Annotated in this window: 25 protein-coding genes and 2 pseudogenes; 13 read left to right on the top strand and 14 right to left on the bottom strand. The window is 61.8% G+C overall.

Annotated features, from left to right (window positions below):
• Positions 1-61: 61 nt before the first annotated feature.
• From PXJ20_RS31825 to PXJ20_RS31815, 3 genes and pseudogenes are all read right to left on the bottom strand, one after another.
• Positions 62-793: an IS6 family transposase gene (locus PXJ20_RS31825; protein ID WP_421032809.1), complete on the bottom strand. Its 732-nt coding sequence runs from the start codon at positions 791-793 to the stop codon at positions 62-64.
• Between the two features lie 303 nt (positions 794-1,096).
• Positions 1,097-1,569: pseudogene (locus PXJ20_RS31820) on the bottom strand (hypothetical protein); the annotation flags it as partial.
• A gap of 168 nt (positions 1,570-1,737) precedes the next feature.
• The gene (locus tag PXJ20_RS31815) at positions 1,738-1,869 is read right to left on the bottom strand and encodes a hypothetical protein (protein ID WP_421032810.1); all 132 of its coding nucleotides are present in this window, start codon (positions 1,867-1,869) and stop codon (positions 1,738-1,740) included.
• A 345-nt stretch (positions 1,870-2,214) separates the two neighbouring features.
• Here PXJ20_RS31815 and gvpA point away from each other — a divergent pair, with 345 nt between their 5' ends.
• From gvpA to PXJ20_RS31765, 10 genes are all read left to right on the top strand, one after another.
• Positions 2,215-2,433 carry a gas vesicle structural protein GvpA gene (gene gvpA / locus PXJ20_RS31810; protein ID WP_421032811.1) on the top strand — a complete coding sequence of 73 codons (219 nt, stop codon included), beginning with the start codon at positions 2,215-2,217 and terminating at the stop codon, positions 2,431-2,433.
• A 78-nt stretch (positions 2,434-2,511) separates the two neighbouring features.
• Positions 2,512-2,793, top strand: coding sequence for a hypothetical protein (locus PXJ20_RS31805; RefSeq protein WP_421032812.1), 282 nt, complete (start codon positions 2,512-2,514; stop codon positions 2,791-2,793).
• Positions 2,794-2,870: 77 nt separating this feature from the next.
• A complete protein-coding gene (gene gvpN, locus PXJ20_RS31800) occupies positions 2,871-3,803 on the top strand; it encodes a gas vesicle protein GvpN (RefSeq protein ID WP_421032813.1) in 933 nt (310 codons plus the stop codon).
• A 3-nt stretch (positions 3,804-3,806) separates the two neighbouring features.
• Positions 3,807-4,100 carry a hypothetical protein gene (locus tag PXJ20_RS31795; protein WP_421032814.1) on the top strand — a complete coding sequence of 98 codons (294 nt, stop codon included), beginning with the start codon at positions 3,807-3,809 and terminating at the stop codon, positions 4,098-4,100.
• A 61-nt stretch (positions 4,101-4,161) separates the two neighbouring features.
• On the top strand, positions 4,162-4,431 hold the full coding sequence (locus tag PXJ20_RS31790) for a hypothetical protein (RefSeq protein WP_421032815.1): 270 nt from the start codon (positions 4,162-4,164) through the stop codon (positions 4,429-4,431).
• On the top strand, positions 4,428-5,186 hold the full coding sequence (locus PXJ20_RS31785; protein ID WP_421032816.1) for a GvpL/GvpF family gas vesicle protein: 759 nt from the start codon (positions 4,428-4,430) through the stop codon (positions 5,184-5,186). The genes PXJ20_RS31790 and PXJ20_RS31785 overlap by 4 nt, the downstream gene beginning before the upstream one ends.
• A 7-nt stretch (positions 5,187-5,193) precedes the next feature.
• Positions 5,194-5,427: a gas vesicle protein GvpG gene (locus tag PXJ20_RS31780; RefSeq protein WP_421032817.1), complete on the top strand. Its 234-nt coding sequence runs from the start codon at positions 5,194-5,196 to the stop codon at positions 5,425-5,427.
• On the top strand, positions 5,424-5,696 hold the full coding sequence (locus PXJ20_RS31775; RefSeq protein WP_421032818.1) for a gas vesicle protein: 273 nt from the start codon (positions 5,424-5,426) through the stop codon (positions 5,694-5,696). Before PXJ20_RS31780 ends, PXJ20_RS31775 begins: the two co-directional genes overlap by 4 nt.
• Entirely contained in the window at positions 5,693-6,052 is a 360-nt protein-coding gene (locus tag PXJ20_RS31770; protein WP_421032819.1) for a gas vesicle protein K, read from the top strand. Before PXJ20_RS31775 ends, PXJ20_RS31770 begins: the two co-directional genes overlap by 4 nt.
• Before the next feature lie 8 nt (positions 6,053-6,060).
• A complete protein-coding gene (locus tag PXJ20_RS31765; protein ID WP_421032820.1) occupies positions 6,061-6,417 on the top strand; it encodes a gas vesicle protein in 357 nt (118 codons plus the stop codon).
• A gap of 286 nt (positions 6,418-6,703) precedes the next feature.
• Here the strand turns inward: PXJ20_RS31765 and PXJ20_RS31760 are convergent, their stop codons facing one another.
• The 6 genes from PXJ20_RS31760 to PXJ20_RS31735 all read right to left on the bottom strand — a co-directional run bounded on the left by PXJ20_RS31760 (position 6,704) and on the right by PXJ20_RS31735 (position 12,998).
• A complete protein-coding gene (locus PXJ20_RS31760; RefSeq protein ID WP_421032821.1) occupies positions 6,704-7,423 on the bottom strand; it encodes a GvpL/GvpF family gas vesicle protein in 720 nt (239 codons plus the stop codon).
• Positions 7,411-8,217, bottom strand: coding sequence for a GvpL/GvpF family gas vesicle protein (locus PXJ20_RS31755; RefSeq protein WP_421032822.1), 807 nt, complete (start codon positions 8,215-8,217; stop codon positions 7,411-7,413). Before PXJ20_RS31755 ends, PXJ20_RS31760 begins: the two co-directional genes overlap by 13 nt.
• Positions 8,214-10,352 (bottom strand): CDC48 family AAA ATPase, encoded by a 2,139-nt coding sequence (locus PXJ20_RS31750; protein WP_421032823.1) that lies wholly within the window; start codon positions 10,350-10,352, stop codon positions 8,214-8,216. The genes PXJ20_RS31755 and PXJ20_RS31750 overlap by 4 nt, the downstream gene beginning before the upstream one ends.
• Before the next feature lie 102 nt (positions 10,353-10,454).
• Complete coding sequence (locus PXJ20_RS31745) at positions 10,455-10,967, bottom strand: Hsp20/alpha crystallin family protein (RefSeq protein ID WP_421032824.1); 513 nt, start codon at positions 10,965-10,967, stop codon at positions 10,455-10,457.
• A gap of 13 nt (positions 10,968-10,980) precedes the next feature.
• Complete coding sequence (locus tag PXJ20_RS31740; RefSeq protein WP_421032825.1) at positions 10,981-12,345, bottom strand: sigma-54-dependent transcriptional regulator; 1,365 nt, start codon at positions 12,343-12,345, stop codon at positions 10,981-10,983.
• Between the two features lie 35 nt (positions 12,346-12,380).
• Positions 12,381-12,998 (bottom strand): hypothetical protein, encoded by a 618-nt coding sequence (locus PXJ20_RS31735; protein WP_421032826.1) that lies wholly within the window; start codon positions 12,996-12,998, stop codon positions 12,381-12,383.
• Between the two features lie 899 nt (positions 12,999-13,897).
• On the opposite strand from PXJ20_RS31735, the pseudogene PXJ20_RS31730 reads away from it, so the two are divergent.
• Positions 13,898-14,671 (top strand): annotated as a pseudogene (locus PXJ20_RS31730) (IS5 family transposase); the annotation flags it as partial.
• Positions 14,672-14,981: 310 nt separating this feature from the next.
• Here the strand turns inward: PXJ20_RS31730 and PXJ20_RS31725 are convergent.
• Positions 14,982-15,989, bottom strand: coding sequence for an IS110 family transposase (locus tag PXJ20_RS31725; RefSeq protein ID WP_421032827.1), 1,008 nt, complete (start codon positions 15,987-15,989; stop codon positions 14,982-14,984).
• Positions 15,990-16,208: 219 nt separating this feature from the next.
• Between PXJ20_RS31725 and PXJ20_RS31720 the strand changes: the two genes are divergently transcribed.
• Positions 16,209-17,231: an ATP-binding domain-containing protein gene (locus PXJ20_RS31720; RefSeq protein ID WP_421032828.1), complete on the top strand. Its 1,023-nt coding sequence runs from the start codon at positions 16,209-16,211 to the stop codon at positions 17,229-17,231.
• Between the two features lie 150 nt (positions 17,232-17,381).
• On the opposite strand, the gene PXJ20_RS31715 is transcribed toward PXJ20_RS31720, so the two are convergent.
• From PXJ20_RS31715 to PXJ20_RS31700, 4 genes are all read right to left on the bottom strand, one after another.
• Entirely contained in the window at positions 17,382-18,122 is a 741-nt protein-coding gene (locus PXJ20_RS31715; protein ID WP_421032829.1) for a hypothetical protein, read from the bottom strand.
• 25 nt (positions 18,123-18,147) lie between these two features.
• A complete protein-coding gene (locus tag PXJ20_RS31710) occupies positions 18,148-18,825 on the bottom strand; it encodes a hypothetical protein (protein WP_421032830.1) in 678 nt (225 codons plus the stop codon).
• A gap of 140 nt (positions 18,826-18,965) precedes the next feature.
• The gene (locus PXJ20_RS31705) at positions 18,966-20,009 is read right to left on the bottom strand and encodes a Swt1 family HEPN domain-containing protein (protein WP_421032831.1); all 1,044 of its coding nucleotides are present in this window, start codon (positions 20,007-20,009) and stop codon (positions 18,966-18,968) included.
• Between the two features lie 132 nt (positions 20,010-20,141).
• A complete protein-coding gene (locus tag PXJ20_RS31700) occupies positions 20,142-21,479 on the bottom strand; it encodes a tyrosine-type recombinase/integrase (protein ID WP_421032832.1) in 1,338 nt (445 codons plus the stop codon).
• Between the two features lie 222 nt (positions 21,480-21,701).
• Between PXJ20_RS31700 and PXJ20_RS31695 the strand changes: the two genes are divergently transcribed.
• Positions 21,702-22,087: DNA-binding protein (locus PXJ20_RS31695; RefSeq protein ID WP_421057475.1), on the top strand; the 386-nt coding region annotated here is incomplete at its 3' end.

Raw genomic sequence — 22,087 nt, 5'->3', positions numbered from 1 at the left:
GGCATTGTCAAGTTGCCGATGCAGGCATGTGCCAATGCGGTATGTGCAGGAGTCCTTCTGATTATTGGGCAATGCCCGTCGACCCTGTGACAGTCCACTGGAACCAGCTGGACAGACGTGCCCGCAGTTGTGCGCGATGATCGCCTGCCCTCATCCTGTGCCGGGGCAGCGCGAAGTGTTGCCGGATCGGACCGAAGTTCGATAGGAAGCGCTGCGTGCGCCGTGGATCACGGAAACCCTGCATCTGGCGCTCGCGCCGGCGCGTGGGCTGGTGGCTGTTCTCCGCGCGGTTGTTGACCCGGGCGCAGGCCTTCACGAATACATGCTTCACGCCGGCCAGTTCCGGGACTTCGGCTTTCGCTGCCGGGTAGCTACGCAACTGGTCGGTGACAATCTTTCGTGGCACCGGGTTTGAGCGCAGCATGTGCCTTAAGAAGCGTTTCGCGGCTGCCTTGTCGCGACGTTTCTGTAACAGCACGTCGAGCTCCATCCCGTGCTCATCCACCGCGCGCCACAGCACATACGGCTCGCCTCGCAGTTTCACGAACAGCTCATCGAGGTGCCACGTCGTGCCCGGCCTGAGGCGCACGGCCTTCGCACAATGCGCAAACTGCGCGCCGAATCGGTCACACCAGTTGCGCACCGATTCGTATGTCACCTCCACGCCGCGCTCGAGCAGCAGTTCCTCTATATCGCGCAGGCTCAGGTTGAAGCGGTGGTACCAGCGCACCGCGCAGCTGATGATCGCTGCCGGGAAACGGTAGCCGTGAAATGAGCAGCGGGTCTTTGTCATCTGACCATTCTAGCCGCCTGCATCACCAAGTTGACATTGCCATTCAGGCCAACCAGCCTTGGCTCCGTAATACCCGGAAAGTAATTTTTATTTCAAAAATAAGGAAATTGATTGAATAAGTGAGGCGATGAAGCGACCGGCGATGAAGCGGCAGATCGCTTTCGCCGGGCGTACCGTGACGGCCATTGGCAAGCGGGCTTACCGGCACGCTTACCGGTTCAACCTGCCGACGCGCTCACATTCGCCGGCAGCGTCACTTCGAGCAGCGCAGGCGTGGGTTATGTGCCGCCGAACTTGGAGTCGCTAACAGAAGTCGTCAACGAAGCGTGAGCAGATAACGGCAGCCGCCAGGGAAAGCAACGCCATATGAATGTCGAGACGCCGTTCGAAACGAATGCGCAATTTGCCGTGACCGTGATGGCCAGAGGAATGCCCCGTGCATCTACGACGATGTGCCGTTTCGACCCGAGCTTGCCCCGGTCTGTCGGGTTCGGGCCGGTTTCCTGCCCCCCGGGGGACTGGAAACGCTAGCGGCATCATGGCTCGCCCGCTCCCAATCAATCTGGTCATGTTCACGCAACCGGCTAAGCATCGCCAGATGCAGTTGCTCCCATACGCCTTCGGCCTGCCCGTAGTCGCCGCCAGCATGTCATCCCGCTGCCGAAACCCAGTTGCTGCGGCAGGTCTTCCCACGGAATTTCGGATCGTGCCGTAAGAGGTCGTGCAGGCGCGGCCAGAACGAGGACTCCGGTTTGAGCACGGCGCGAAACGCGCGGCACTGATCGCCGTAGTGCGCGTAGATCGACGCTTTGCCGGTCCACACCGCCGGATCGACGCGGACGCGCTGGTTGTGGGCCCAACTGGGCACCAGGTCGAAGTCGGACACGTGGCGTTCGGTGATCGTGGTCATGGTGGGCTCCTCGTGAGTCGACGGGGAAGGGCTGTTAGCGCGCGCTGCGCAGCGACGGAACACCCTCGATGTGCAGCGGGATGGCGAGAACGCGTCCGCCCTCGCGCCGCATGTGCGTTTCGTCCTTCGCGCCGGGCAGGAGGGTGCGCAGCCGGATCCAGAACATCCGGTCCTGCTCGGGTTACGAGGATTGTCTGTCGATCCCTTGGTGACTACCGGGGAAGCCACGCTATGGAATTCATTCCATAGCGTGGTCCCGGCACCTCAGTCTGAGCCGGGATCTCACCGACAGCGATCAAGTACCACGAGACGGAAACGACGTATTCAAAAAACCGGTCTCCTTTTACAAGGCCTCCCTGGCGATTTTTCCGCTGGAAATGCATTACGAAATGCCGCAAGACCAATTAAAGGGACTGAATGGCATCGCATGGTACGTCTCTTGCGTTAAACGAATGCCTGCCGCAGTGCAGCGCAAATGCTTATGAGGTTCAACCTTTTACTGGAGTACATCATGGCAAAGATCCAGAAGTCGACCGATTCTTCGAGCCTGGCGGAAGTCGTCGACCGCATTCTCGACAAGGGCATTGTGATCGACGTGTGGGCCAAGGTTTCGCTGGTCGGCATCGAGCTCCTGTCGGTCGAGGCACGTGTCGTCGTGGCGTCTGTTGAAACCTATCTCAAGTATGCCGAAGCCATCGGTCTTACCGCCAGCGCCGCGGCACCGGCGTAAGCCGCTGTCGAGGGTTTCCCACCGCATACTCACAATCCATTCCGTCTGCTCCGCGGCCGGAACAGGAAAGGAGAGACCATGCAACACCTGAAGGAAGACCTGCGCCGGTTGCGCCGGGAAATCGTTGTGAGTCGCAAGGCGCGTCAGAAGCTGCTTAAAGGCTTGGGAGAGTACCGTCTCGACCTGCACCATGAAGTCGCCAACACGCTGACACGTCAACACATGCAGCACGCCGAGATGTTCGCGCTCGCCCAAAACGCGCGCCGAACGTTTGTGCAGGACATCACCCGACAGGTGAATGCCACGCGCTCGGTGTGGCGCGCCGAGCTGACCAAGGCACGGCACGCATGGCTTGGTTGAAGTTACGCACTGACCCGCAGCAGCTGTAAACCGGCGGTTTATCCGCCGGCATTTCATTCAAAAATGGAGCAACGACGATGACCGACCTCGTGCCACCACCCGGGCTCGCTGAAACCGTCCCTGGCACAACCCGCGACAACGTCCAGTTGGAGGCGAGCAGCGAGTTCGTATTGACGCCGACCATCCAGAACCTGACGGACCGCGCACTCACTTACCTGGGCGCGGGCTCCGCGATCCATCTTTCCGGTACCTCCGGAACGGGCAAGACCACCTTGGCCTTTCACATTGCCTCGCAACTCGGCCGCCAGGTGGTACTGGTGCACGGAGACGAAGAACTCGCCGGGTCCGACCTGACGGGGCGCGGGTCGGGCTATCGGCGCTCGCGACTCGTCGACAATTTCATCCACTCGGTCATCAAGACGGAGGACGAGGTCACGACGCAGTGGGTCGACAACCGGCTGACGACCGCATGCCAGCATGGCTACACGCTGATCTACGACGAGTTCAACCGCTCGCGTCCCGAAGCGAATAACGCGTTGCTTTCCGTACTATCGGAAGGCATCCTGAACTTGCCGCACCGCTTGAGCGGCACAGGCTACGTCTCCGTACATCCTGCTTTCCGGGCTATTTTCACGTCGAACACCGAGGAATACGTCGGCGTGTACGCGGCCCAAAACGCTCTTATGGGACGGCTCGTGACGATCCGCGTAGCCCATCACGACCGCGAGACCGAAGTGCAGATCGTCTGCGCTAAATCCGGTATTGCGCGCGAGGACGCCGAACAGATCGTCGATTTCACCAGCCAGCTGCGAGGCCCGGACGGTCACGAGCCGAGCCTGCGGGCCGCAATCACGCTCGCCAGGTCGCTGCAATACCGGGACGCCCACGCAACGCCGGACGATCCGTGGTTCGTGTGGGCCTGCGAGGACATCCTCGGCGTGCCGGCAGAGCATGCGGCAAAAGCCGCGCGCCTGTCTATCCAGCACAACAGAAAAAGCGCAAGGAGATGAATCATGCCGATTCCACCGAAGGGCCTGCGCGATATTCACACGCGGCGCCAGCGCGCCGGGTCGCAGGCCCAGGCGTACACCGTTTACCTGCGGCTTTCGTGCATCGAAATGGAAAAGAGCCTGCGCGAACTGGAGCGGCGCGCGGCACAGCATCGCCTGACAATCGTGGAAAACCGCTTGAGCACGCTGGAACGCGAAAAGAAGGTGCTGTTGAGCACCGCAGGCACGTCAGCGGTCGGCCCGCGAGAAGCGTCACCGGCCAGTCCCGCCAAAGGTGGATTCCACATTCGTTATTGAGCAGGGCCACGCCGCTGGCCAATGCGGCCGGAAGGTGGCCAACTTGCCGAAAGGAAGCGTCATGAAAATTCATTGCATTTCGTGCGGACACCAACTCGACCTGGACGACCAGACTTATGAGCATTACGACGGGCTGGTGCGCTGCTGGGTCTGCAAGTCCATGATGAAAGTCCATATCGTCGACAGCAGTGTCGAGTCCCTCACGTTTCCCGACACCGCCACGTCTTCCCGCGAGGCCAAGTCAATTCCGCCCAGCTCGCCGCCAGTGCTTCATAGACACGAGGTGGCCAAACCGCAGCCGATTCCGCAGAGCCAAGGAGTCGCATCGTGACGCAGCGCTCCGCGCCCGGCGGCGCCCGTTACCTCTACGCAATCGCCCCATCGGCGCGCCCGCTGGCACACTTGCCGCCCGGTATCGGCGGCGCACCGGTCCATGCGTTCGCTGGGGGCAGTGTCGCCGCTGTGGTGAGCAACACGACGCTACCGAAGATCCGTCCTGAACGACGTCACTTGTCCGCCCATCACTCTGTCGTCCAGAGCCTGATGCAAGCCGGCACGGTGCTTCCCGTCGCGTTCGGGATGATCGCCACGAGCGAGGGCGCGTTATCGAGGATGCTCAAGAAGCATCAGGAAACACTCGGTGCCGAGCTCGACAGACTGGCGGGTCAGGCGGAATTCGAAGTGCGCCTCGCGTGGGACGTGCCGAACATTTTTGAGCACATCGTTCACTTGCATCCCGAGCTGAAGGCTGCACGCGACGAGGTGACGGCGCTCGGCCACACCCCGTCGCGCGACGAGAAGATCGAACTCGGCTGTCTGTTCGAGCGCTTACTGGACGAAGAACGAGCGCGCCACACCGCTTCGGTCGAAGCCGTGCTGCGCCGGTGCTGCAGCGACATTACGCACGGCGCGACGCGCCGTACGACCGAAATCGCGCGTCTCGCCTGCCTTGCGCCAAGCGACGCCCGCGCAGCACTCGACGTCTGCGTGACAGAAGTGTCCAGCCAGCTCGACGACAGTTTCGTCCTGAGCTTCAACGGCCCGTGGCCGCCTCATCATTTCGTTAACCTGAACATCAGTGTGTGAGACTGCCATGCTTCTGGTCGAAAATATCCTTGCTTCGCCGTTCAAAGGCTTGATGTGGGTCTTCGAACAAGTGGCCGACGCTGTCCGGGAGAGCCAGGATGCCGAAGTGGAAACGCTGAAAGCGGCGCTCGCCGACCTCTATCGCGATCTGGAATCCGGTGCCATCGGAGAGCGGGAGTTCGATTTGCAGGAGCAGCGCCTGCTCGACCGGCTCGACGAGCTTGCAGAGGACCAGCCATGAAGCCGCACGACCCGGCGGGCGATCCGGCCTGCCTTGCGCCGGTATGGTGTGCGGATAGGGATCCGCTGTCGACGGAGCTTGCGCATCGCCTCTCGCTGTGCGAAGCACTGGATCGAATCCTCAACAAGGGCGCGGTGATCGCGGCAGATGCCGTCATCTCGGTCGCCGACGTCGACTTGATCCGACTGCAATTGCGCGTGCTGTTAAGCGCCGTCGAGACCATCCGGACGAGCTGCAATGCGACGGCCGATAAAGGAGCCGCCCCATGACGGGACCGTTCACGGAACAGCACTCGGCAGCGGCGGTGTTGGCGGCCGCGCTGGAGCAGGCGCTCGCCAAAGAGCGCATCGACCCATCCCGGCCCAGACGCTTCGACGTATCGTCCGGGCCGGGATGCAATGGCCTTGCCCAGCTCGTGCTGACAGTCGTCAAGCTCCTGCATGAACTATTGGAGCGGCAGGCATTGCGGCGAATCGAAGCCGGTGGCCTGAACGACGACGAGATCGAGCGCCTCGGCCTAACCTTCATGCGGCAGACCGAGGAAATCGACAGGATTGCCGCCCAGTTCGGGCTGGATCCCGCAGATCTGAATCTCGATCTCGGCCCGCTTGGACGTCTTTTTTGAGGCACCCCATGAGCGTTCAACGTAGTACACCGCAGCACAGTATTTCCAGCACCACGGTGGCCGACCTACTCGAACGCATCCTGGACAAGGGAATTGTGATCGCGGGCGACATTCGCATCAATCTCGTCGATGTGGAGCTGCTCACGATCAAGATCCGGCTTCTGATTTGTTCAGTCGACAAGGCACGTGAGATTGGCATGGACTGGTGGCGCACCGACCCGCTCTTCGTAGCTCGCGAGCCGGCCGCGCCGGCGACGACGGCTAACCCGGAAGTGATTCACGATGCGCGCGAAGAGGGGGACGTTCCCCGCACCAGTTCGGCCCGGTTACGAAGCACCGCGAAGAAGCGGTCCAGCCCAGTCTGATCGCGGGCCCGGTTGCAGCCGAAAAACCGGCCGATCGCGGCGAAGTCCAGCTTGCGGCGCCGGCCGAACGGGTCAGTTCTGCGTGGACATCAACACGACGGGCGGACTTACGCGATGGGTGACAACGACAGCATGCTCGATCCGGTTGCTGAAGATCCCGAAACTGTTCGATCGGCGGATAGCCAACTCGACGCTGCTGCGCATGGCGTGGAACAATTGGGGCGAAAAGTAGACAGGCTTGCCCCCCTGTTCTCCGACACATCTGACGATCCTGTGTGCTTTATAACTAGCGCTTACCGTGATTTGAGGGCGGAAGCGCCGCCGCAAATGGTGTCGCACCACTCATCGCAAAGCTGTACGGCGGCCAAGGCCCCGAAATGTACAGCGGACCGCCGGCTTCGCCAGCGTAGCGCTGGCATGCGCGCACAAAATCGTCGACGTCCGGGCGCGGTACCAGAAACGTCATGCCGACGAAACCTTGGGACACACCGTCGAACCGCCAGCACCTGTAACCTCCTGTCAGCGCCGCCGCGAAACGTTCGGCCTGCCCATGCGCAGCGAACTCGTGACGCCATGTCGCCTCTACCTGCCGCATGCGGGCCGCGAGATACGCGTGACCCTCGCCGCAACCCGGTATCAGGTGCTCGCCGCGCACCGTCTGTGCGAGCGCAAACCGCAGTCCGATCTCGGCGCACCCGCCGACAAGCCGCAACAGAGTGCGAAACGCGCCGTGCTCGGCGTCCAGCCACGCCAACAATTCGCGCCGGGCGCCGAACGACGAGCCGAAACGCAGCGGCACGACATTCGCGCGTGCCCAGAGCGCCGTGACAACGTCGCCGAACGCGAGGGTTGCCGCGACGCTTACCGTCGGCGTCCCCGCGTGTCGTGAAACCGCGGCACAAAGGTCCGAGTGGCGGACAGTCGCGAGCGTCGCCCCGTCGACGCCGGCGAGTGCCGGTAGACTCGACGGCGAGCTCGGCAGCACCGCATAGATCAGCCAGGCCATGATGTCGACGGCTCCGCCAGCGATTCGCAAAAGCTGTATGGCGGCCACGGCCCCGAGATGTCGAGCTGCAAGCCGGTGTCGGCGAATTCGCGGTTGATGTCCCGCACAAGTTCCGCGAAGGCGGGCGCTTCGCGAACCTCGACGAGGAACGCCCAGTTCGCGACGAGTTCGGCATTCGCAACCGCCGACGTTGTGCCCGGTCCCCGACGAAACGCCGCTACCCGACCCGACAGCGCCTCGAAGATTCCCCGCGCGCTCCGCTCGGTCCAGGCGTCGAGCAGGCGACCGCCTTGTGCCTCGAGCCGGCGTTTGCGCAAATAGCGAGCGCCCGCCGTCAGCGGAATCGGTTCTGGGTGCTCGTCAACGAACGCCGTCACCTGGCGCGGTTCGGCGATGTGCCGATCAAGCCAGCCTTTGACGGCCCATTCCGCCTTGCCGTCGACCTGATCGAGCATGCGGCTGATGGCCGGCGCGTGCGAGCGCATTCGCGCCGCCACGCCATCGACCGACGAAAACAGCGTACCCAGCCGGGCCGGGAAGACGGGCGAATGCCGCATGATTCGTTCGACCACCGTGCTGTGGAGGACGACCCGGCTCGCGATCCACGCGGGGTCGCCGAAGTGCTCGGCGGCCTGCGCACCGCAAAATTCGTCGTATGGCACAACAGCAAGCACGGCAACCAGGTCGCCCTCGCGGTGAAACCGAAGCGCCGGCCAGTCGAATGGCGCGGATTCCTGCGCGCGTGCCACGCCGCTCGCCCGCGCAAAGCAGAAGAGATAGAACAATTCGTTCATGACGAATGCCTGCGCTGGGCGCCCGCTTCCTGCATAGCCTGCGCGAAGTCGCTGGCGTCCACGCGCACGCTGCCGGCGTCGCCGCCCGCCGCCACCGCGCGACGCACCGCCGAAAGCGCGGCGCGACGACAGACTGCGGCGACGTCGGCGGCCGAAAAGCCAGCGGACTCTTGCGCAAGCCGTTCCGGTTCCACGTCGCCGCCGATCGGCTTGCCGCGCATGTGAACCGCAAAGATCGCCCGGCGGCCTTCGATATCCGGCAACGGAACGTCGATGATCTCGTCGAAGCGGCCGGGGCGCAGGGCCGCCGTATCGAGCATGTCGATACGGTTGGTGGCGGCCAGCACCATTACCCCCTTAAGTTCCTCCACGCCGTCGAACTCGCTCAGGAACTGCGACAACAGGCGCTCCGATACTTGTGCGCCCGAGGCATCGGCATGGCGTCTCGGGGCGAGCGCGTCGATCTCGTCGAAGAACATCAGACAGGGCGCTGCGTTCCGCGCCGTGCGAAAGACGTCCCGCAGCGCCTTCTCCGATTCACCGATGTACTTCGACATCAACTCCGGCCCTTTCACAGACAGAAAATTGACGCCGCATTCGTTGGCCGCCGCTTTGGCAAGCCAGGTCTTGCCGCAGCCCGGCGGCCCAACGAGCAAGATGCCCTTGGACGGACGCGCGCCCGCCTTGGCGAACAGCTCCGGATACCTGAGCGGCCATTCGAGCGCTTCGATCAGCCGCGCCTTGGTCTCGTCCAGTCCGCCCACGTCACTCCAGCGTACGTCGGGCACTTCGACGAAGACCTCGCGCACCGCCGACGGCTCTATCTCGGCAAGCGCACTGAGAAAGTCGTCCATGCCGACTTCCAGGCGGGCGAGCCGGTCGTACGGGATCGAGCGCTGTTCGAAGTCGATATCAACCATGAGGCGCCGCAGGCACAGCATCGCCGCTTCCTTGCACAGTGCTTCCAGGTCGGCACCGACAAATCCATGAGTGACGCTGGCCAGATGATCGAGATCGACCGAGCCGGCGAGCGGCATGCCGCGGCTGTGGATTTCCAGAATCTGCAAGCGCCCGTTGCGGTCGGGAATGGGGATAGCGATCTCGCGATCGAAGCGACCGGGCCGGCGCAGCGCCGGATCGAGCGAGTTGGGCAGGTTTGTGGCGGCGATTACGATCACTTGCTGACGGCGGTTGAGTCCGTCCATCAGTGCCAGTAACTGCGCGACGATCCTTTTTTCCACGTCGCCGACCGTGGTTTCACGCTTCGGCGCAATCGCGTCGATCTCGTCGATGAACACGATGGACGGTGCCTTCCGGGCCGCTTCCTCGAAGATCTTGCGCAGATGGGCCTCGGATTCGCCGTAGAATTTGTGCACGATCTCGGGTCCGGAGATCGAAAAGAAAGTGGCTTCGCACTCGTGGGCAATTGCCCGCGCGATAAGCGTTTTGCCACACCCCGGCGGACCGTAGAGCAACACCCCTTTGGGCGCGTCGATGCCAAGCCGCTCGAACACTTCCGGATAGCGCAACGGCAGTTCGATCATTTCGCGGATGCGCATGAGCTGCGGCTTGACTCCACCGATGTCCTCATACGACAGCGTCGGGGTGCTGACAGCGGGCGCCCCCTCCTTGGCACGGCTAATCACCAGCTCCGTGCCGGGACCGATCAGCACCGGCCCGCGCGGACTGCAGCTTTCCAGTCTAAAGTCGGCCCAGCGGCTACCGAACAGCGTCGCGCGAATGCGGTCGCCTTCCACCACAGGCAGGCCGTCGATCAAATGGGCGATGTATTCGAGGTCGCGCTGCCCCGGTGCGCCGTTGATCGGCGCCATCTGCACACGTGTGGCGTGATGTGTCTCCACCTTCTTTAGCAGCACGTATTCGTCAAGGCCGATGCCAGCATTTTCGCGGCTGATGCCGTCGAGCTGCACGCGCGACTGGTCGCGCAGTTCCTTGTACGCCGGCATGGCCTTGCACACGGTGCGCCGTTTGCCGCATACCTCGACCAGATCGCCGACCGACGCCCCCAGCCGATCGAGGTCTTCCGGCCCCATACGCGCGAGCGCCCGACCGGCATCGCGCGCGATGGCCTCGGTCACTTTGAGCTTGAGTCCAGTTCGTTCCGCCTTGTCCATGTTTGCCCTCCGGACGCCGTGTGGCCGCGTACTGCGCGACGCAATTTCAGGCCATCGGCCTAGCCCGAAAGCGCAGTCTGACGTGTCTTTCCGATCTACCCGCTATCCGACGCACCTGATCTCGAGAATGCCGTTGTTGCAGGCAAGCTGCATTTGCTCGCGTGTGAACGCGCGCGGCAGCAGCACTTCCTTCCGGTACTTTTTCAGATTGCTTGCGGCTTCGATGACGAGCACGTCGTCGTGAACGTCGAGCGAGACATCGGCGAGCGCGATGCCGGGCATTTCCGCTACGACAAGCGTGTGATCGCTCTCCTCGAACACGTCCACGACGGGTTCCAGCACGTCCTGCACCACCGCTTGCCCCGATTGCTCATCCCGGCGGATATTGCCGAACGGCTCGACCACGACTTCGTTCGCATGCTCGCCTAGTCCGACCCGCACATTCACGCCGTATATGCCCCTCACGCCGGACCCGCTCGTGAACTCCTTCACTTGATGCAACTCCTTGCCCGTCTGCGCAAGTTCATTGAGCTTTTCCACCAGGTCAGCGAACCTCGAGAACACGCCCTCGACGGTGGTGCCTGGATTTGCCTTGCCGCCACGCTTGGTACTCATCGCCACCTCCTCTTTACCGCAAGCCATACTGGTTGATCTTGGTGTGGATCGTCTTGTAGTCGAGATGCAAGAGACGTGCCGCCATTGCTTTATTACCTCGCGTCTGACGGAGCGCCTCTTCGAGCACCTGACGCTCGATGTTCAGCACGCCTCGCCGCACCACCTCCTTCAACGAAAGTCCGGCCCATTCGCAAAGCGGCGCCCAATGGGCGTCGTGATTGGCGGGCACGTGAGACCCAGGCGTGATGTCGAGGTGCTCGGGTACGATGATCTCGGCGGCGAACAGCGCCGCCTGGCGGACGGTGTTGCGCAATTGCCGCACGTTGCCGGGCCAGCGGTAATCGATGAGCCGCTCATAAGCAGCGTCGGTGAATCCGGCCACATGTTTGCCGAGTTCGGCGTTGGCAAACGTCAGGAAGCGATCGGCGAGGTAGCGGATATCTTCCGGACGTGCACGCAGCGGCGGCAGGTGCACGACGAACTCGGACAGGCGAAAGAACAGATCGCTGCGAAAGCGCCCGCACAGGGCGCTCTTTTCGAGGTCCTCGTTCGAAGCGGCCACAATCCGCACGTCGACCTCGTGCGCCGTGTTGCTGCCAATGCGATACACCGTGCGCTCCTGGATCGCGCGCAGCAATTTCGCCTGAGACGCGAGCGGCATGTTGGCAATCTCGTCGAGGAACAGCGTGCCCCCGCCCGCAGCCGAAAACTTTCCGGGCTTGCTTGCCGCGGCGCCGGTGAACGCGCCTTTTTCGTGGCCATACAACTCCGCCTCGAACAGGTGCTCTGGAATGGCGCCACAATCGATCGGCAGAAACGGCGCCCGCGCGCGCGCGCCCGCGCTGTGCAGCGCGTGCGCGACGAGTTCCTTGCCGGTGCCGGTTTCACCGAGGATCAACACCGAAAAATCGTTCTTCGCGACCATCTCGATGCGGGAACTCAACCGGCGCACTGCGTCGCTTGGCCCCATCGACTCACTCAGACTGTTCGAAAGCGAAGGGTTGCGGTCGGCGGACGCGCCGGTGTCCCCGGTCTGGCTCGCCAGTGCGGACCTGACGGCCGCCACCAGATCCTTGTTGCTGAACGGTTTAGCGAGGTAGTCGAAGACCCCGGCCTGCATCGCGACGACGGCTCCCCGCACGTCGGCATAGCCCGTGATCATGACGACCGGCAGATGCGGTTCGCGCCGGTGTGCCTCCTGTATCAGCGTGAGGCCCGTCATGTCGGGCAACCGATAGTCGGTAACCATCGCGTCGACACGTCCACGATCGACAGCCGAAATCGCCATGGAGCCATCCAACGCTGACAGTGTGTCGAAGCCGGCGGCGGCCAGAAGCTCCGCGACCAGCGCGCAGATTTCCGGCTCGTCGTCGACCACGAGAACACGCGGACGCCGCAAGATGGTCGGAGTCGTCATTGCAGGCCCCCAGTCGGTGGTATGCCGATCGGGTAGATCACGGTGATATCGGCTGGCAGGAACAACGCCACATGGTGCAACGCACCGATGAACAGCAGGCAGGCGTAGCCGGCGGGCAGGGTGTCGTCGATGCGGCGCGCGATGAAGCGATCGCGCTGTTCCAGCAGATCGGCGGCGCGCGTGCGTTGAGCCTCGGCCTGCCCACTTCCAGAGCTGTCCGCGCCGAATATCTGCATCGTAAGCTGGTACTCGGCGACCAGAAGCTCGGGTGACTCCGTTCCCATCAGGGTTGCACCGCGATCCTTAAGCACCTGCAACAGCCGATGGTTGCGACTGCCTGCGCCGGCAAGCTCGTCGACGATCTCCACTTCCCATCCGCAGATCGGCAAGCCGTCCTGATAAACGTGGGTTCTGGCGTAATCCAGATTGAGACTGAGAATCGCTTTCTCGATATCGATCCACATGCCGTCGATTCCGGAAAAATATCTCTGCCGCGCCACGGCGTCCATTTCTTCCTTTTTAAGCTTCGATGCAACATTGCCAAGATCCGCCGAGCCGTGCAGTATCGGAAAATAAAAACAATAGCGCGATGTGGAATCTGTACGCGATGTCATTTTTTATTTTTCAATAGGTATCGCATGATGGATGCTCGCGTTATCAAGCACGAGCACGGTGGGATTGCCGTTGCTGCCGGCTTCAATGGAATGGGGCGAGCCGTTGTGCTGAACCGGCGGTGCTGCGCAAGTGCCCACTTCGTCCAGGTGGAACGGGCGGCATTGCCGGTCGCAAGCGGCGAGCTGAAGTTTGTAGACGTAGCCTGTTTCATGGCTGGCGTCTCTTCGTTACGCTTTTTTTAGGGCGTAACGGTTGCGCTTGAAAGAGAAACCTTCGCGCTTGAGAGCCGTCCCGAGCATTTCCATGGCGCGCTGCCGTACCGCGAATCTCCCATGCATTTTGGGCAATTTGGCCGCCTATAAGGGCGCATACGCCGTCGTCGTGCCATACGTGAGCTGAATTGTCGGCCGACTGACCGCTGACGCAAAGCTGCACAGCGATGACCTTTGTCTCGACCTTGCGCCCAAACTGCAACCGTCCCGATGCACGCATGCGTGCATCCTTGCACCTGTGATTGATCAAAAGCTGCTGCACGGTTATTCCCCCGACTTCGCTCAGGCCTACCACGCACTTGATCCACTATCCCGGCATAAAGAGGCTACCAGGTTAGCCAAATCTAGAAATATTTATAGAGACACATATTACACCAATCCAGCTCACACAATCTCAAGCATTCTTCTTGCAGGACAGCCTTATCTCTTGACGTTCAATATGAAAATTAGATTGTACGAAATGGAAGATACCCGGTTGATCCAGATCAAATTGGATAAATAATTTATTATGAAATTGTTTTGACCCCGTTAATAAACCTCGATAAACAAAGCAATTAAAGGCGATTTTTATGCGTATTAGCTAGAGGGTGTTAGGAACTCTGAGTTAGACCTGGTATCCTGGCGGAATGGAAAAACGCAGGCCATACCCAACGGATGTATCGGATGAAGAGTGGTACTTCGCCGCTCCGTACCTGAGCTTGATGAGCCAGGCTGCACCGCAGCGCCGCTACGAATTGCGCGAGATGTTCAACGCGCTGCGCTGGATCGTACGCGCGGGTGCACCGTGGCGTCTGTTGCCCAATGACTTTCCGCCCTGGGAGCTGGTCTACCAGCAGACGCACCGCTGGATTCAGGCCGGCTGTTTCGAGGCCATGGTGAGTGACCTACGTTCGATCATCCGGGTCGCGCAGGAGCGCCGTGGTCAACCCAGTGCGGTCATTCTGGACGGGCGAACCCTGCAGTCGACCTGCGAGAGTGGACCTCGCGCCGGTTACGACGGCTACAAACGCAAACGCGGCAGCAAGGTCCACATGGCGGTTGATACCTTGGGGCAATTGCTTGCCGTGCACGTGACGCCGGCCAACGAACAGGAACGCGCGCAGGTCGGAGAACTGGCGCATCAGGTTCAGCAGGCCACGGGCCACACGGTCAAGGTGGCGTTCGCCGATCAGGGCTACACCGGCGAAGAGCCTGCGCAGGCCGCACTCGACGAAGGGATCGAGCTTCAGGTCATCAAGCTGCCGGAGGCCAAAAAGGGCTTCGTGCTGTTGCCGCGCCGCTGGGTGGTCGAGCGTAGCTTCGGCTGGCTCAACCGCTTCCGCCGCCTGGCCAGAGACTACGAGCGATTGCCCGAAACCCTGGCGGGTCTGCACTTCGTCGTCTTCTCGGTGCTTATGCTTGTCCACTTTGCAGCCCTTAACAAAAGTGCCTTATGTGGACGCCTCCCGGATTGCAAGCTGGTTTTGCATTTCTGGTCTGCAGGTCAAGGCAGCACGCTTATGTCCGGCCTGTTGATGCAGGCAGTTCAGCCTGCTGGCCAATATGGAATTCGCTGACGAGGGTCTCATCTAACACACGAACTCAAGGTTCAAGCACTTTTTCAGACTTACCTCGTCCCGGTCCGACCTGTACTCCATCATGCACTTCGTTGCTTGCGCTCCTTGGTGAGGTGGATCTGCAACATCTCGATGTGCGGCAACAGAGCCGTCGCTACGCGTGGACTGGCGCCTCATACCGCGTTTGCCTCGACAGCAGGGCCCAGATAGGTCGCGCCAGCTTGTTCGCCACTGCAGCGACGGCAACATTGAAGGGTCGTCGAGCCAGCAAATCGTCGAGCCAGGGTGTGTGGGTGCAACGCGCGATCACGGCTCTTGCGCCGTGCATCAGCAGCGTACGCAAATAGGTGTTACCTCTTTTGCTCAGGCCCAGTTGTCGTATGCGCCCGCCAGTTCCGGTCTGCCGTGGCACAAGACCCAGCCAGGCGGCAAATTCACGGCCGGAGTGGAAGGTCGCGGGATCGCCGATCATCGAAACTGTCGCGGTTGCAGTCAGCAGACCGACACCCGGAATCTCGGCGATGCGCTGGCATTCCGGGCTGTCCCGGAGCGCATGCGAGAGGCGACGCTCCAGCACGGCAATATCTTCGTTGACCGCCTGTATGCGAGCCCACTGCTCGCGCAAACTATCGACTAACATACTTGGCAGGCGTTCGGATGTTCTGGTCAGGGCTGGCGCGATTTCCTTCGCGAACGACTGGTAGCCTTCGGACAGAATTTCACCGAATTCATACAGGATGCTGCGCAATGCATTGGTCTGCATGATGCGAACCTTCATCAATTGGGCACGTATCCGGTGCAGAGCCAGAACTGACTGCTGGGCTTCACTCTTGATTGCGACAAACCGCGCTTCGGGTTGCTGCGCAACGGTCCAGATCGCACGTGCATCGGCGGCATCCGATTTGTTACGCAAGACGAAGGGGCGTACCGAATGTGCGCAGATGAGCCTGACGTCGTGACCGAATTGCCGTAACTGCCGGGCCCAGTGATGAGCACTGCCGCAGGCTTCAATCACCACGAGCGAGCGTTCCCGCTTTGCAAAGAAGTTCGATACGTCGCCTCGCTTGAGTTTCACCCGCTCGATCTTCCCGGTGGCAACATTGACCGCATGCAACTGGAAGACATGTTTGGCGATATCCATACCGATGACGGGCGTCTTCATTTGGAAACCTCCTGCGCGAGCTGTCGGGTTCGACGTACCACTCTACAGCCAGCTGCAAATGCTCTCTGTTATTGGGCTTTCACCGACCCGTTACCGGGGGGAGGCGTCCATACCATCTAACACCCTCTAGAAGAGCGGCTGGGGCAACTGCAAGCCTTAAAGAGACGAGCTGATTGTTCGACGATCGACAGCTTCGCTTGGCACTTGGTTCGGAGGTGGTTGTCTCTTGCTGCGACGCTCGGATTTGCCGACATTGAATCGAACCAGTACGAACGGGTTTGCGATGCAGCTGGGGCGCTTTTGCAGATTAAAGAGGTTTGCGGCTGGGTGGCAGCCACCTACCCCGTCCTCCTAGTGGATGAAGCGCAAGACATGACCACAAACCGCCTTCGTATGGTGGAAGGATTGGCCAACGGACTGGAAGTCTTTGCCGCCGCCGATGAGTTTCAATGCCTCAACGAGGAACTGCGCCCAAACCCCGCTTGTGTATGGCTCGCCCAGGTGTGCCAAGCGGAAGAGCTCACTCAACCGCAACGCACGAACATTGCAGAGCTACTTGACGCTGCCGCTGCAATTCGAAGAGGTGAACCTCCCAAGTCGGGGAAGGCATTCATGATCGCATTGACTTCGAAACCGCCACTTGCGGGTGCGTGGCTTAATGGGAATCTGTGCTGGTATGGCGGGGGCAAGAGCGTCGCCGTGATCACACCTACCTTGGGGACGTTTGCGCAGGCGACCGTGACATGGGCTGCTCAGAACAAAACGACAAAAGGATCCGGTCCATATTCCATTCTGTGGGAGGAGTCAGAGGCAAAGGCTGTCACGAGCTTCGTCGACAAGGTCGCTCTTCGGGATATGAACGACATTCCGTCGGTGGTCGCTCTTCTCGCTGCCGCGGGTGACCCCCGGGCTACACAAGACCTCACTGATTGGATGAACACGCAAAGACGAACTCGTGCCAAGACCACATTTTCCAAAGACGAGATTGGAACGGCGATCGAGCGAGTATTTGCTCAGCGACGTCGAGTACGGAGGGGTGATGGAAGCGGCTGGAGAGGCATGACGGTTCATGGTGCAAAGAACCGCGAGTTCGACAACGTTATCGTCCTATGGCCAGCGGCCATTGGAGGTAGCGACGATCAAAAGCGCAGGCTCCTCTATAACGCAGTCACCCGCGCGAAAGAACGCTGCCTTGTACTCGTACAGGCTAAGGCCAACCTTAGCCAAGCTCCATTTGCATGAACTTTTGAAAGTCTAGCGCCGCTCTCAACTTCCCGCCCCGACTGCATTGCCTGCGTCGGATTACCGCCGCTGCCGATCGACAGTGTCGGAAAATCGGAATGAACGACGTGCCGCCCGGCGGATCGATGACGCTGACGTAGACGTAGACGATCATGTGGCCGCGCCAGAGGGCGCATGCCCGTTGATCGTTTTGGTCTCGGTCGGCTGCAGCGTCCATGCCACGATCAACTCCCGCAACTCGTCGTCCCGAAGCGGATCGGGCAACCTTATCCGCGTGTTGGTTCCGTCGTAGTGTTCCCGCTCGCAGTTGAGTAGCTCTTGAAGTATCCGAGCCTCGTAGTGCCGGAAGAAATCGGCAAGCTCATCTCGCGAGAACGTCACCGCTCGTTCGTTGTCTGTCCACCGATAGTGCGGATCCTCTACCAGGTTCCTCGAGCGGGCCCAATCGTAGAACTTGAGCTTCCATATCCCTCTCTCCGTCCGAGCATGATCGGCATGGGTGCGGTAGAAGGCGAGGGCTTGCATGCCGATCTCATCGCTGAAACGATGACCGTCCTTGGACGGCAGCGTTGCGACGAAGCAGTCCTTGAGTGCGCGCGCGACTTCGATTATCACTCGTGTCTGCACTGGCCGCGCCGACACGCCACGCGTTGTCGGCGTCGAAACTTTAATGAGCTGACCAAACACGATCACCACTTCCCGCGCGGTCGCCATTTGCCGGTCGCGCGTGGTGCCGTCGCGGACCGCGCCCGTGAAGGCTTGCACCGCGCGATCCAGTTCATCGATCAGACGGACAAAATCGCGGTCCACTGCATCCTCCATAAATTGGATCACGCAGCTGCCGACGGTGAAGTCCTTGGCCCGCCACGGCCGAATCGCTGGCTGATTCATGTTCATTCCTTCTCCGATCGTTTCGTCAATGTGCGCCCCGCGTCGACGTATAACGCGTGGGCATCAGTGATCGCAGCTTCTCGACATAGACGATCATCTCGCCGAGCCACGCGACAAGTTCGGCAAAGCGTACTACGTGTTCGCCAATGCGGAGTCGGTCGATGACCATGACGGTATCCGCAAGTTGGGCGGGATCGCTCAGCGGATGCTCTTCCCCCGTGGGCTGCACCATGTACGGCAGATCCTGCGTCAATCTTCCCTTGGCGAGCAGCTCTTCAATGTGCTCCATCGTGTCCCGCATGGCTTTTAGGCGATCTCGGACGGCGGGCGCAATGAATGCGGGCTTTTCTTGGTTGATCACCGCCGCACCGTTGGCTGAGAGTTCCTTACAACGGCGCAACTGGACGAAAGCCCGCTCGGCCAGGTACATGCTGCTGATACTCGACTCGAATCGCGCAATACACCGGTACATCTCGCTCAGATGCATCGCGCGGGTGGACTGAAAGGCCGCACGAAGATGCGCCGCGGCCGCCAAGTAGTCCTCGCGCGCGGAAAACACGCAGCGCACAAACGTCGACGACAGCGTAATAATCTTCGGTGAATCCGAGAAGTGCCCGATGATCAGTTGCGAACCCCAATATCCAAGAAACGGATTGGTGCGGGCGGGCACGTCTGGGATGTCGAACTCAATGCGCTTGACCACCGGTCGATTTCCTCGTTGCTTCGTAACCGTCTGCCGGGGAGGGCGCACGGTGGGGACGAACTGAGCGGGCATCTGGGGCGATCGCCCCGACGCGGCGCGCCGCTCGCTGGAGGCGGCACGGCGTCACGAGCTGCGAACATTCAAGCGCAAAACAGGCTCACCCCGCGCATGGAGGGGGACACTGACGCCCAGGGCGTACCGGCATGCACGCGCGGATCCACATTGGCGAAACGTCTCGCCCAGGTGGCGGGATCGGCGTCGTTGTGGGTGAACCGTACGTTCGCCAGCGCCGAGTCAAAGCTACGGCCGATCGCATCGCTGACCCGCTGCTGATCTTCGAGCGCCGAGAACGAGACCTGAAGGCTCGACGATGAATCCGCGCACACCAGCATGATCAGGTCCTTCTCGACCTCGATCTCTCGCCAAAACTCTTCAAGATCGAAGAACCGTCCCCCTCTGAAATACCAACACGCGTGCCACACACAGCCCGCTCGCGCGCCGAGCTGCGTGTCTTGGGAAGCCGGGGGCTGCGCCCACGGGCGGGTCGAGACCATCAATCGGAAACTCGTGTCGTACTGCCGATTCGCATGTTCGATCAGATGCGCGTAGGAGTGGCGTTCGTGCATCCAATCGCGGACCAAGACATCCGACCATTGCTGGTTCGCCACGTCCTGGTCATTGAACGACGACGTCGCTCGGAAGGCGCCGCGCTCGAGGTCGCGCAGTGTCTGCTCCAGACGATCGAGATCGTCGTCATGGGGCCGGCGACAATGGCCGATGCGATTGCGGATCTGTTTGAGTTCCTCGATGCGGCCGGCCCAGATTTTGGGAGCGGGCAAGTAAGAACCGAACAACTCCCCATGGTCGTGCGTCAATTGAAGCAGCGGCGCCGCGTCGAGGTACGCGAGTTGGTCTTGCGCATCGGGCGTGGGCATGTAGTGGTAGGCCGCGTCCTGCTGCTGGCGATTCGCCGAATTGGGCAGTAACTCGTCGGCCCATGCGTTGCCGTACTTGCTACGCAATTCCACGTAGACCAGCGAACGCAGCCAGGTTTCGAGCTGCCACCACCGGCTGTACAGCGCCGAGGCGTGGGCGGGCATCGCACCGGCGCTCCAACTCGCCGACAGTGCCTGTTGAACCTGGACGGGCAACGTGTGCCAGTCCGACGCGTCTGATGCTGTCATGATGTCCCCGAGAGTCCGTCTTCTCCAGTTCCCGCCAGTGTAACCGCGACGCAGGCGCGGCTTGCCGCTGAGCTGGGTGATCGGTCCATTGTGCGCGCCACACCGGGTGGGCGCCCGCTCGCGCGCCGTCGCTCAGCGCCAGTCCATCCGATGGTTCTGGGTCGTTTCATCGTGACGGCGATCGTCCTCTTCATGCGCGTATTGGCTGGTCGTATTGATTGAGTCATGGCCGAGGTTATCGCGCACCGCTCGCAGGTCGATGTTGTTGTCCAGCATGTGCGAGGCGGCCGTGTGGCGCAGCCAGTGGGCGGACGCCGCGCGCAGGTGCGCCGCATGTTCGGCGTAGTCCCCGCTTGCCGCATCACCTAATGCGCTCCCTTGGGCCTCGACCCAGTCCGCAGCTTGCTCGAATACCGCCTTGATCGCGTTATGCACGGTCTTGCGGTTGACGCCGTCGCCGGCGGCCGCGCCCGCCCGCCGGCGAAAGGGCAGGAGCAGGGGTGTCGCTTCGTGCCGCGCCGGCAGCGGCGCGAGCCCATGCGCCTGGCGGTAGCGGATCAATTCCTCGAGCAACTCGTCGGACACCGGGATGCGTCGGTACTTCAGGCCCTTGCCGGTCACCTCGAGCCACCAGCGCCGGGTGCCGTCGGCGCCGATTTCGCGCACGAAGTTGCCCATGACGCCCGCGGCGACTTCCGAGATGCGCAGGCCCATCAGGTAGAAGAGGGTGGTGAGCCACCGGGCGCGTGCCTTCTCGCGTTGTTGGGCCGCACTGTCGTCGGGCATCGCTGCCACGTAGTCCTTGACGTGTTGCCACATCACGGTCGGCAAAAAGCGCGTGACGTGTTGCGCCGGCCGGCGCCGGCGCTGGCGCAGCAGGCCCAGCGGATTGCCCCGCAGATAGCCGGCTTCGACCAGCCAGCCGAACAGGCTGTCGAGGATCAGCACGGCCTGCTTGACGCTGACCGGATCGAGTGGGCGGGCAAATGGTCGCCAGCGCGGGTCGTGCGTCGCGTAGCGGGCGCCGTTCTCCGTCATCCAGATCCGGCTCGGCTGGGGATCGGCCAGGAACTCCCGATAGCGCGTCAAATCTTCGTGCGTGAGCGAACTGATCGGTTTGAGCTCGGCGATCGCAGTCCAGATCGGATGGCGCCGGTCGGGCGCGGCCAGGAACGCCCGAAACGCGCGCAGATCGTCTTGCGCGATCGCGCCTGGCCCCGCAAGCGCGTCGGCCAACGCCCACAGCAGCAGCCGCTCGGCTTCCTTGCGGTAGTTCGCGTGCGTGGTCGGGCGATCGACGTAGTTCCCGAGCCACAGCGCGAGCGCGTCCAGGTCGGTCTCGGCGCGGATCTGCCGGCGCGCCGGCTCGCCCAGGTTCGCACCCGGGCCGCCCCCGGCATGCGCCCGCAGGTCAATCGCGGCCGCGAACCGGGCGGGCAATGCCGTGGATGGGCTCGGTTCGGTCGTCATCGGCGTTCCTGATCGGATGAGATGCGCACGAGGCGCGTGCGGCGCATTGAGGCGTGTTTTGGGCACTGCGCCGGCGGCGCCACGCCCAGACGCAGTGCGCGGGCCCTGCTGAATTTGTAATTTCCCATTATAGGCATAATGTGAATTAATAGGCAAGAAATGTATGGTTCATGGCGTATTACGTAGTAATATCGAACATCGCCCTGCTCCCGGAAACCGCCCATGAGTGACGTCCCTTCGCCTGAACCGGTGGCCAGCGCGGCCGCCGAGGCAACGCTGGCCGCCGCGGTCGAGCGCCTGAAGGCCGCGCAGCCCAGGACCCGCGAGCTCTATCGCGAGGTGTGCGCCCTGATGTTCGACCGCTTCGGCATCCGGCCGACGCCGAACGGCGCCTACCAGCTCGTGAAGCGCGGCAGCATGACCACGGTCACCGAAGTCGTGAACGCGTTCTGGGAGGAACTCCGTGAAAAGAACCGGGCCCGCCTCGCCAGGCCCGACCTGCCCCCCGAGCTACAAGAGGCCGCCGGCGAACTCATCGCGTCGCTGTGGGGCAAGTCGAACGCGGCCGCGCATGGCGCGCTCGAGGCGCTGCGGGGCGAAGTCGAGGC

Origin of the sequence: Paraburkholderia sp. A1RI_3L (assembly GCF_048957895.1) — a bacterium.
Lineage (GTDB): Bacteria > Pseudomonadota > Gammaproteobacteria > Burkholderiales > Burkholderiaceae > Paraburkholderia > Paraburkholderia kururiensis.
Note: the sequence above shows the minus strand (reverse complement) of the source record. Positions and strands in the feature narration are given on the sequence as shown.

Excerpts from the sequence above, each read along its gene's own strand:
- PXJ20_RS31750 (WP_421032823.1), bottom strand. The coding sequence starts at position 10,352 with ATGGACAAGGCGGAACGAACTGGACTCAAGCTCAAAGTGACCGAGGCC.
- PXJ20_RS31825 (WP_421032809.1), bottom strand. The coding sequence starts at position 793 with ATGACAAAGACCCGCTGCTCATTTCACGGCTACCGTTTCCCGGCAGCG.
- PXJ20_RS31745 (WP_421032824.1), bottom strand. The coding sequence starts at position 10,967 with ATGAGTACCAAGCGTGGCGGCAAGGCAAATCCAGGCACCACCGTCGAG.
- PXJ20_RS31795 (WP_421032814.1), top strand. The coding sequence starts at position 3,807 with ATGCCGATTCCACCGAAGGGCCTGCGCGATATTCACACGCGGCGCCAG.
- PXJ20_RS31725 (WP_421032827.1), bottom strand. The coding sequence starts at position 15,989 with ATGAAGACGCCCGTCATCGGTATGGATATCGCCAAACATGTCTTCCAG.
- gvpN (WP_421032813.1), top strand. The coding sequence starts at position 2,871 with ATGACCGACCTCGTGCCACCACCCGGGCTCGCTGAAACCGTCCCTGGC.
- PXJ20_RS31755 (WP_421032822.1), bottom strand. The coding sequence starts at position 8,217 with ATGAACGAATTGTTCTATCTCTTCTGCTTTGCGCGGGCGAGCGGCGTG.
- PXJ20_RS31735 (WP_421032826.1), bottom strand. The coding sequence starts at position 12,998 with ATGACATCGCGTACAGATTCCACATCGCGCTATTGTTTTTATTTTCCG.
- PXJ20_RS31790 (WP_421032815.1), top strand. The coding sequence starts at position 4,162 with ATGAAAATTCATTGCATTTCGTGCGGACACCAACTCGACCTGGACGAC.
- PXJ20_RS31715 (WP_421032829.1), bottom strand. The coding sequence starts at position 18,122 with ATGAATCAGCCAGCGATTCGGCCGTGGCGGGCCAAGGACTTCACCGTC.
- PXJ20_RS31765 (WP_421032820.1), top strand. The coding sequence starts at position 6,061 with ATGAGCGTTCAACGTAGTACACCGCAGCACAGTATTTCCAGCACCACG.
- PXJ20_RS31770 (WP_421032819.1), top strand. The coding sequence starts at position 5,693 with ATGACGGGACCGTTCACGGAACAGCACTCGGCAGCGGCGGTGTTGGCG.
- gvpA (WP_421032811.1), top strand. The coding sequence starts at position 2,215 with ATGGCAAAGATCCAGAAGTCGACCGATTCTTCGAGCCTGGCGGAAGTC.
- PXJ20_RS31760 (WP_421032821.1), bottom strand. The coding sequence starts at position 7,423 with ATGGCCTGGCTGATCTATGCGGTGCTGCCGAGCTCGCCGTCGAGTCTA.
- PXJ20_RS31775 (WP_421032818.1), top strand. The coding sequence starts at position 5,424 with ATGAAGCCGCACGACCCGGCGGGCGATCCGGCCTGCCTTGCGCCGGTA.
- PXJ20_RS31815 (WP_421032810.1), bottom strand. The coding sequence starts at position 1,869 with ATGTTCTGGATCCGGCTGCGCACCCTCCTGCCCGGCGCGAAGGACGAA.
- PXJ20_RS31805 (WP_421032812.1), top strand. The coding sequence starts at position 2,512 with ATGCAACACCTGAAGGAAGACCTGCGCCGGTTGCGCCGGGAAATCGTT.
- PXJ20_RS31700 (WP_421032832.1), bottom strand. The coding sequence starts at position 21,479 with ATGACGACCGAACCGAGCCCATCCACGGCATTGCCCGCCCGGTTCGCG.
- PXJ20_RS31705 (WP_421032831.1), bottom strand. The coding sequence starts at position 20,009 with ATGACAGCATCAGACGCGTCGGACTGGCACACGTTGCCCGTCCAGGTT.
- PXJ20_RS31780 (WP_421032817.1), top strand. The coding sequence starts at position 5,194 with ATGCTTCTGGTCGAAAATATCCTTGCTTCGCCGTTCAAAGGCTTGATG.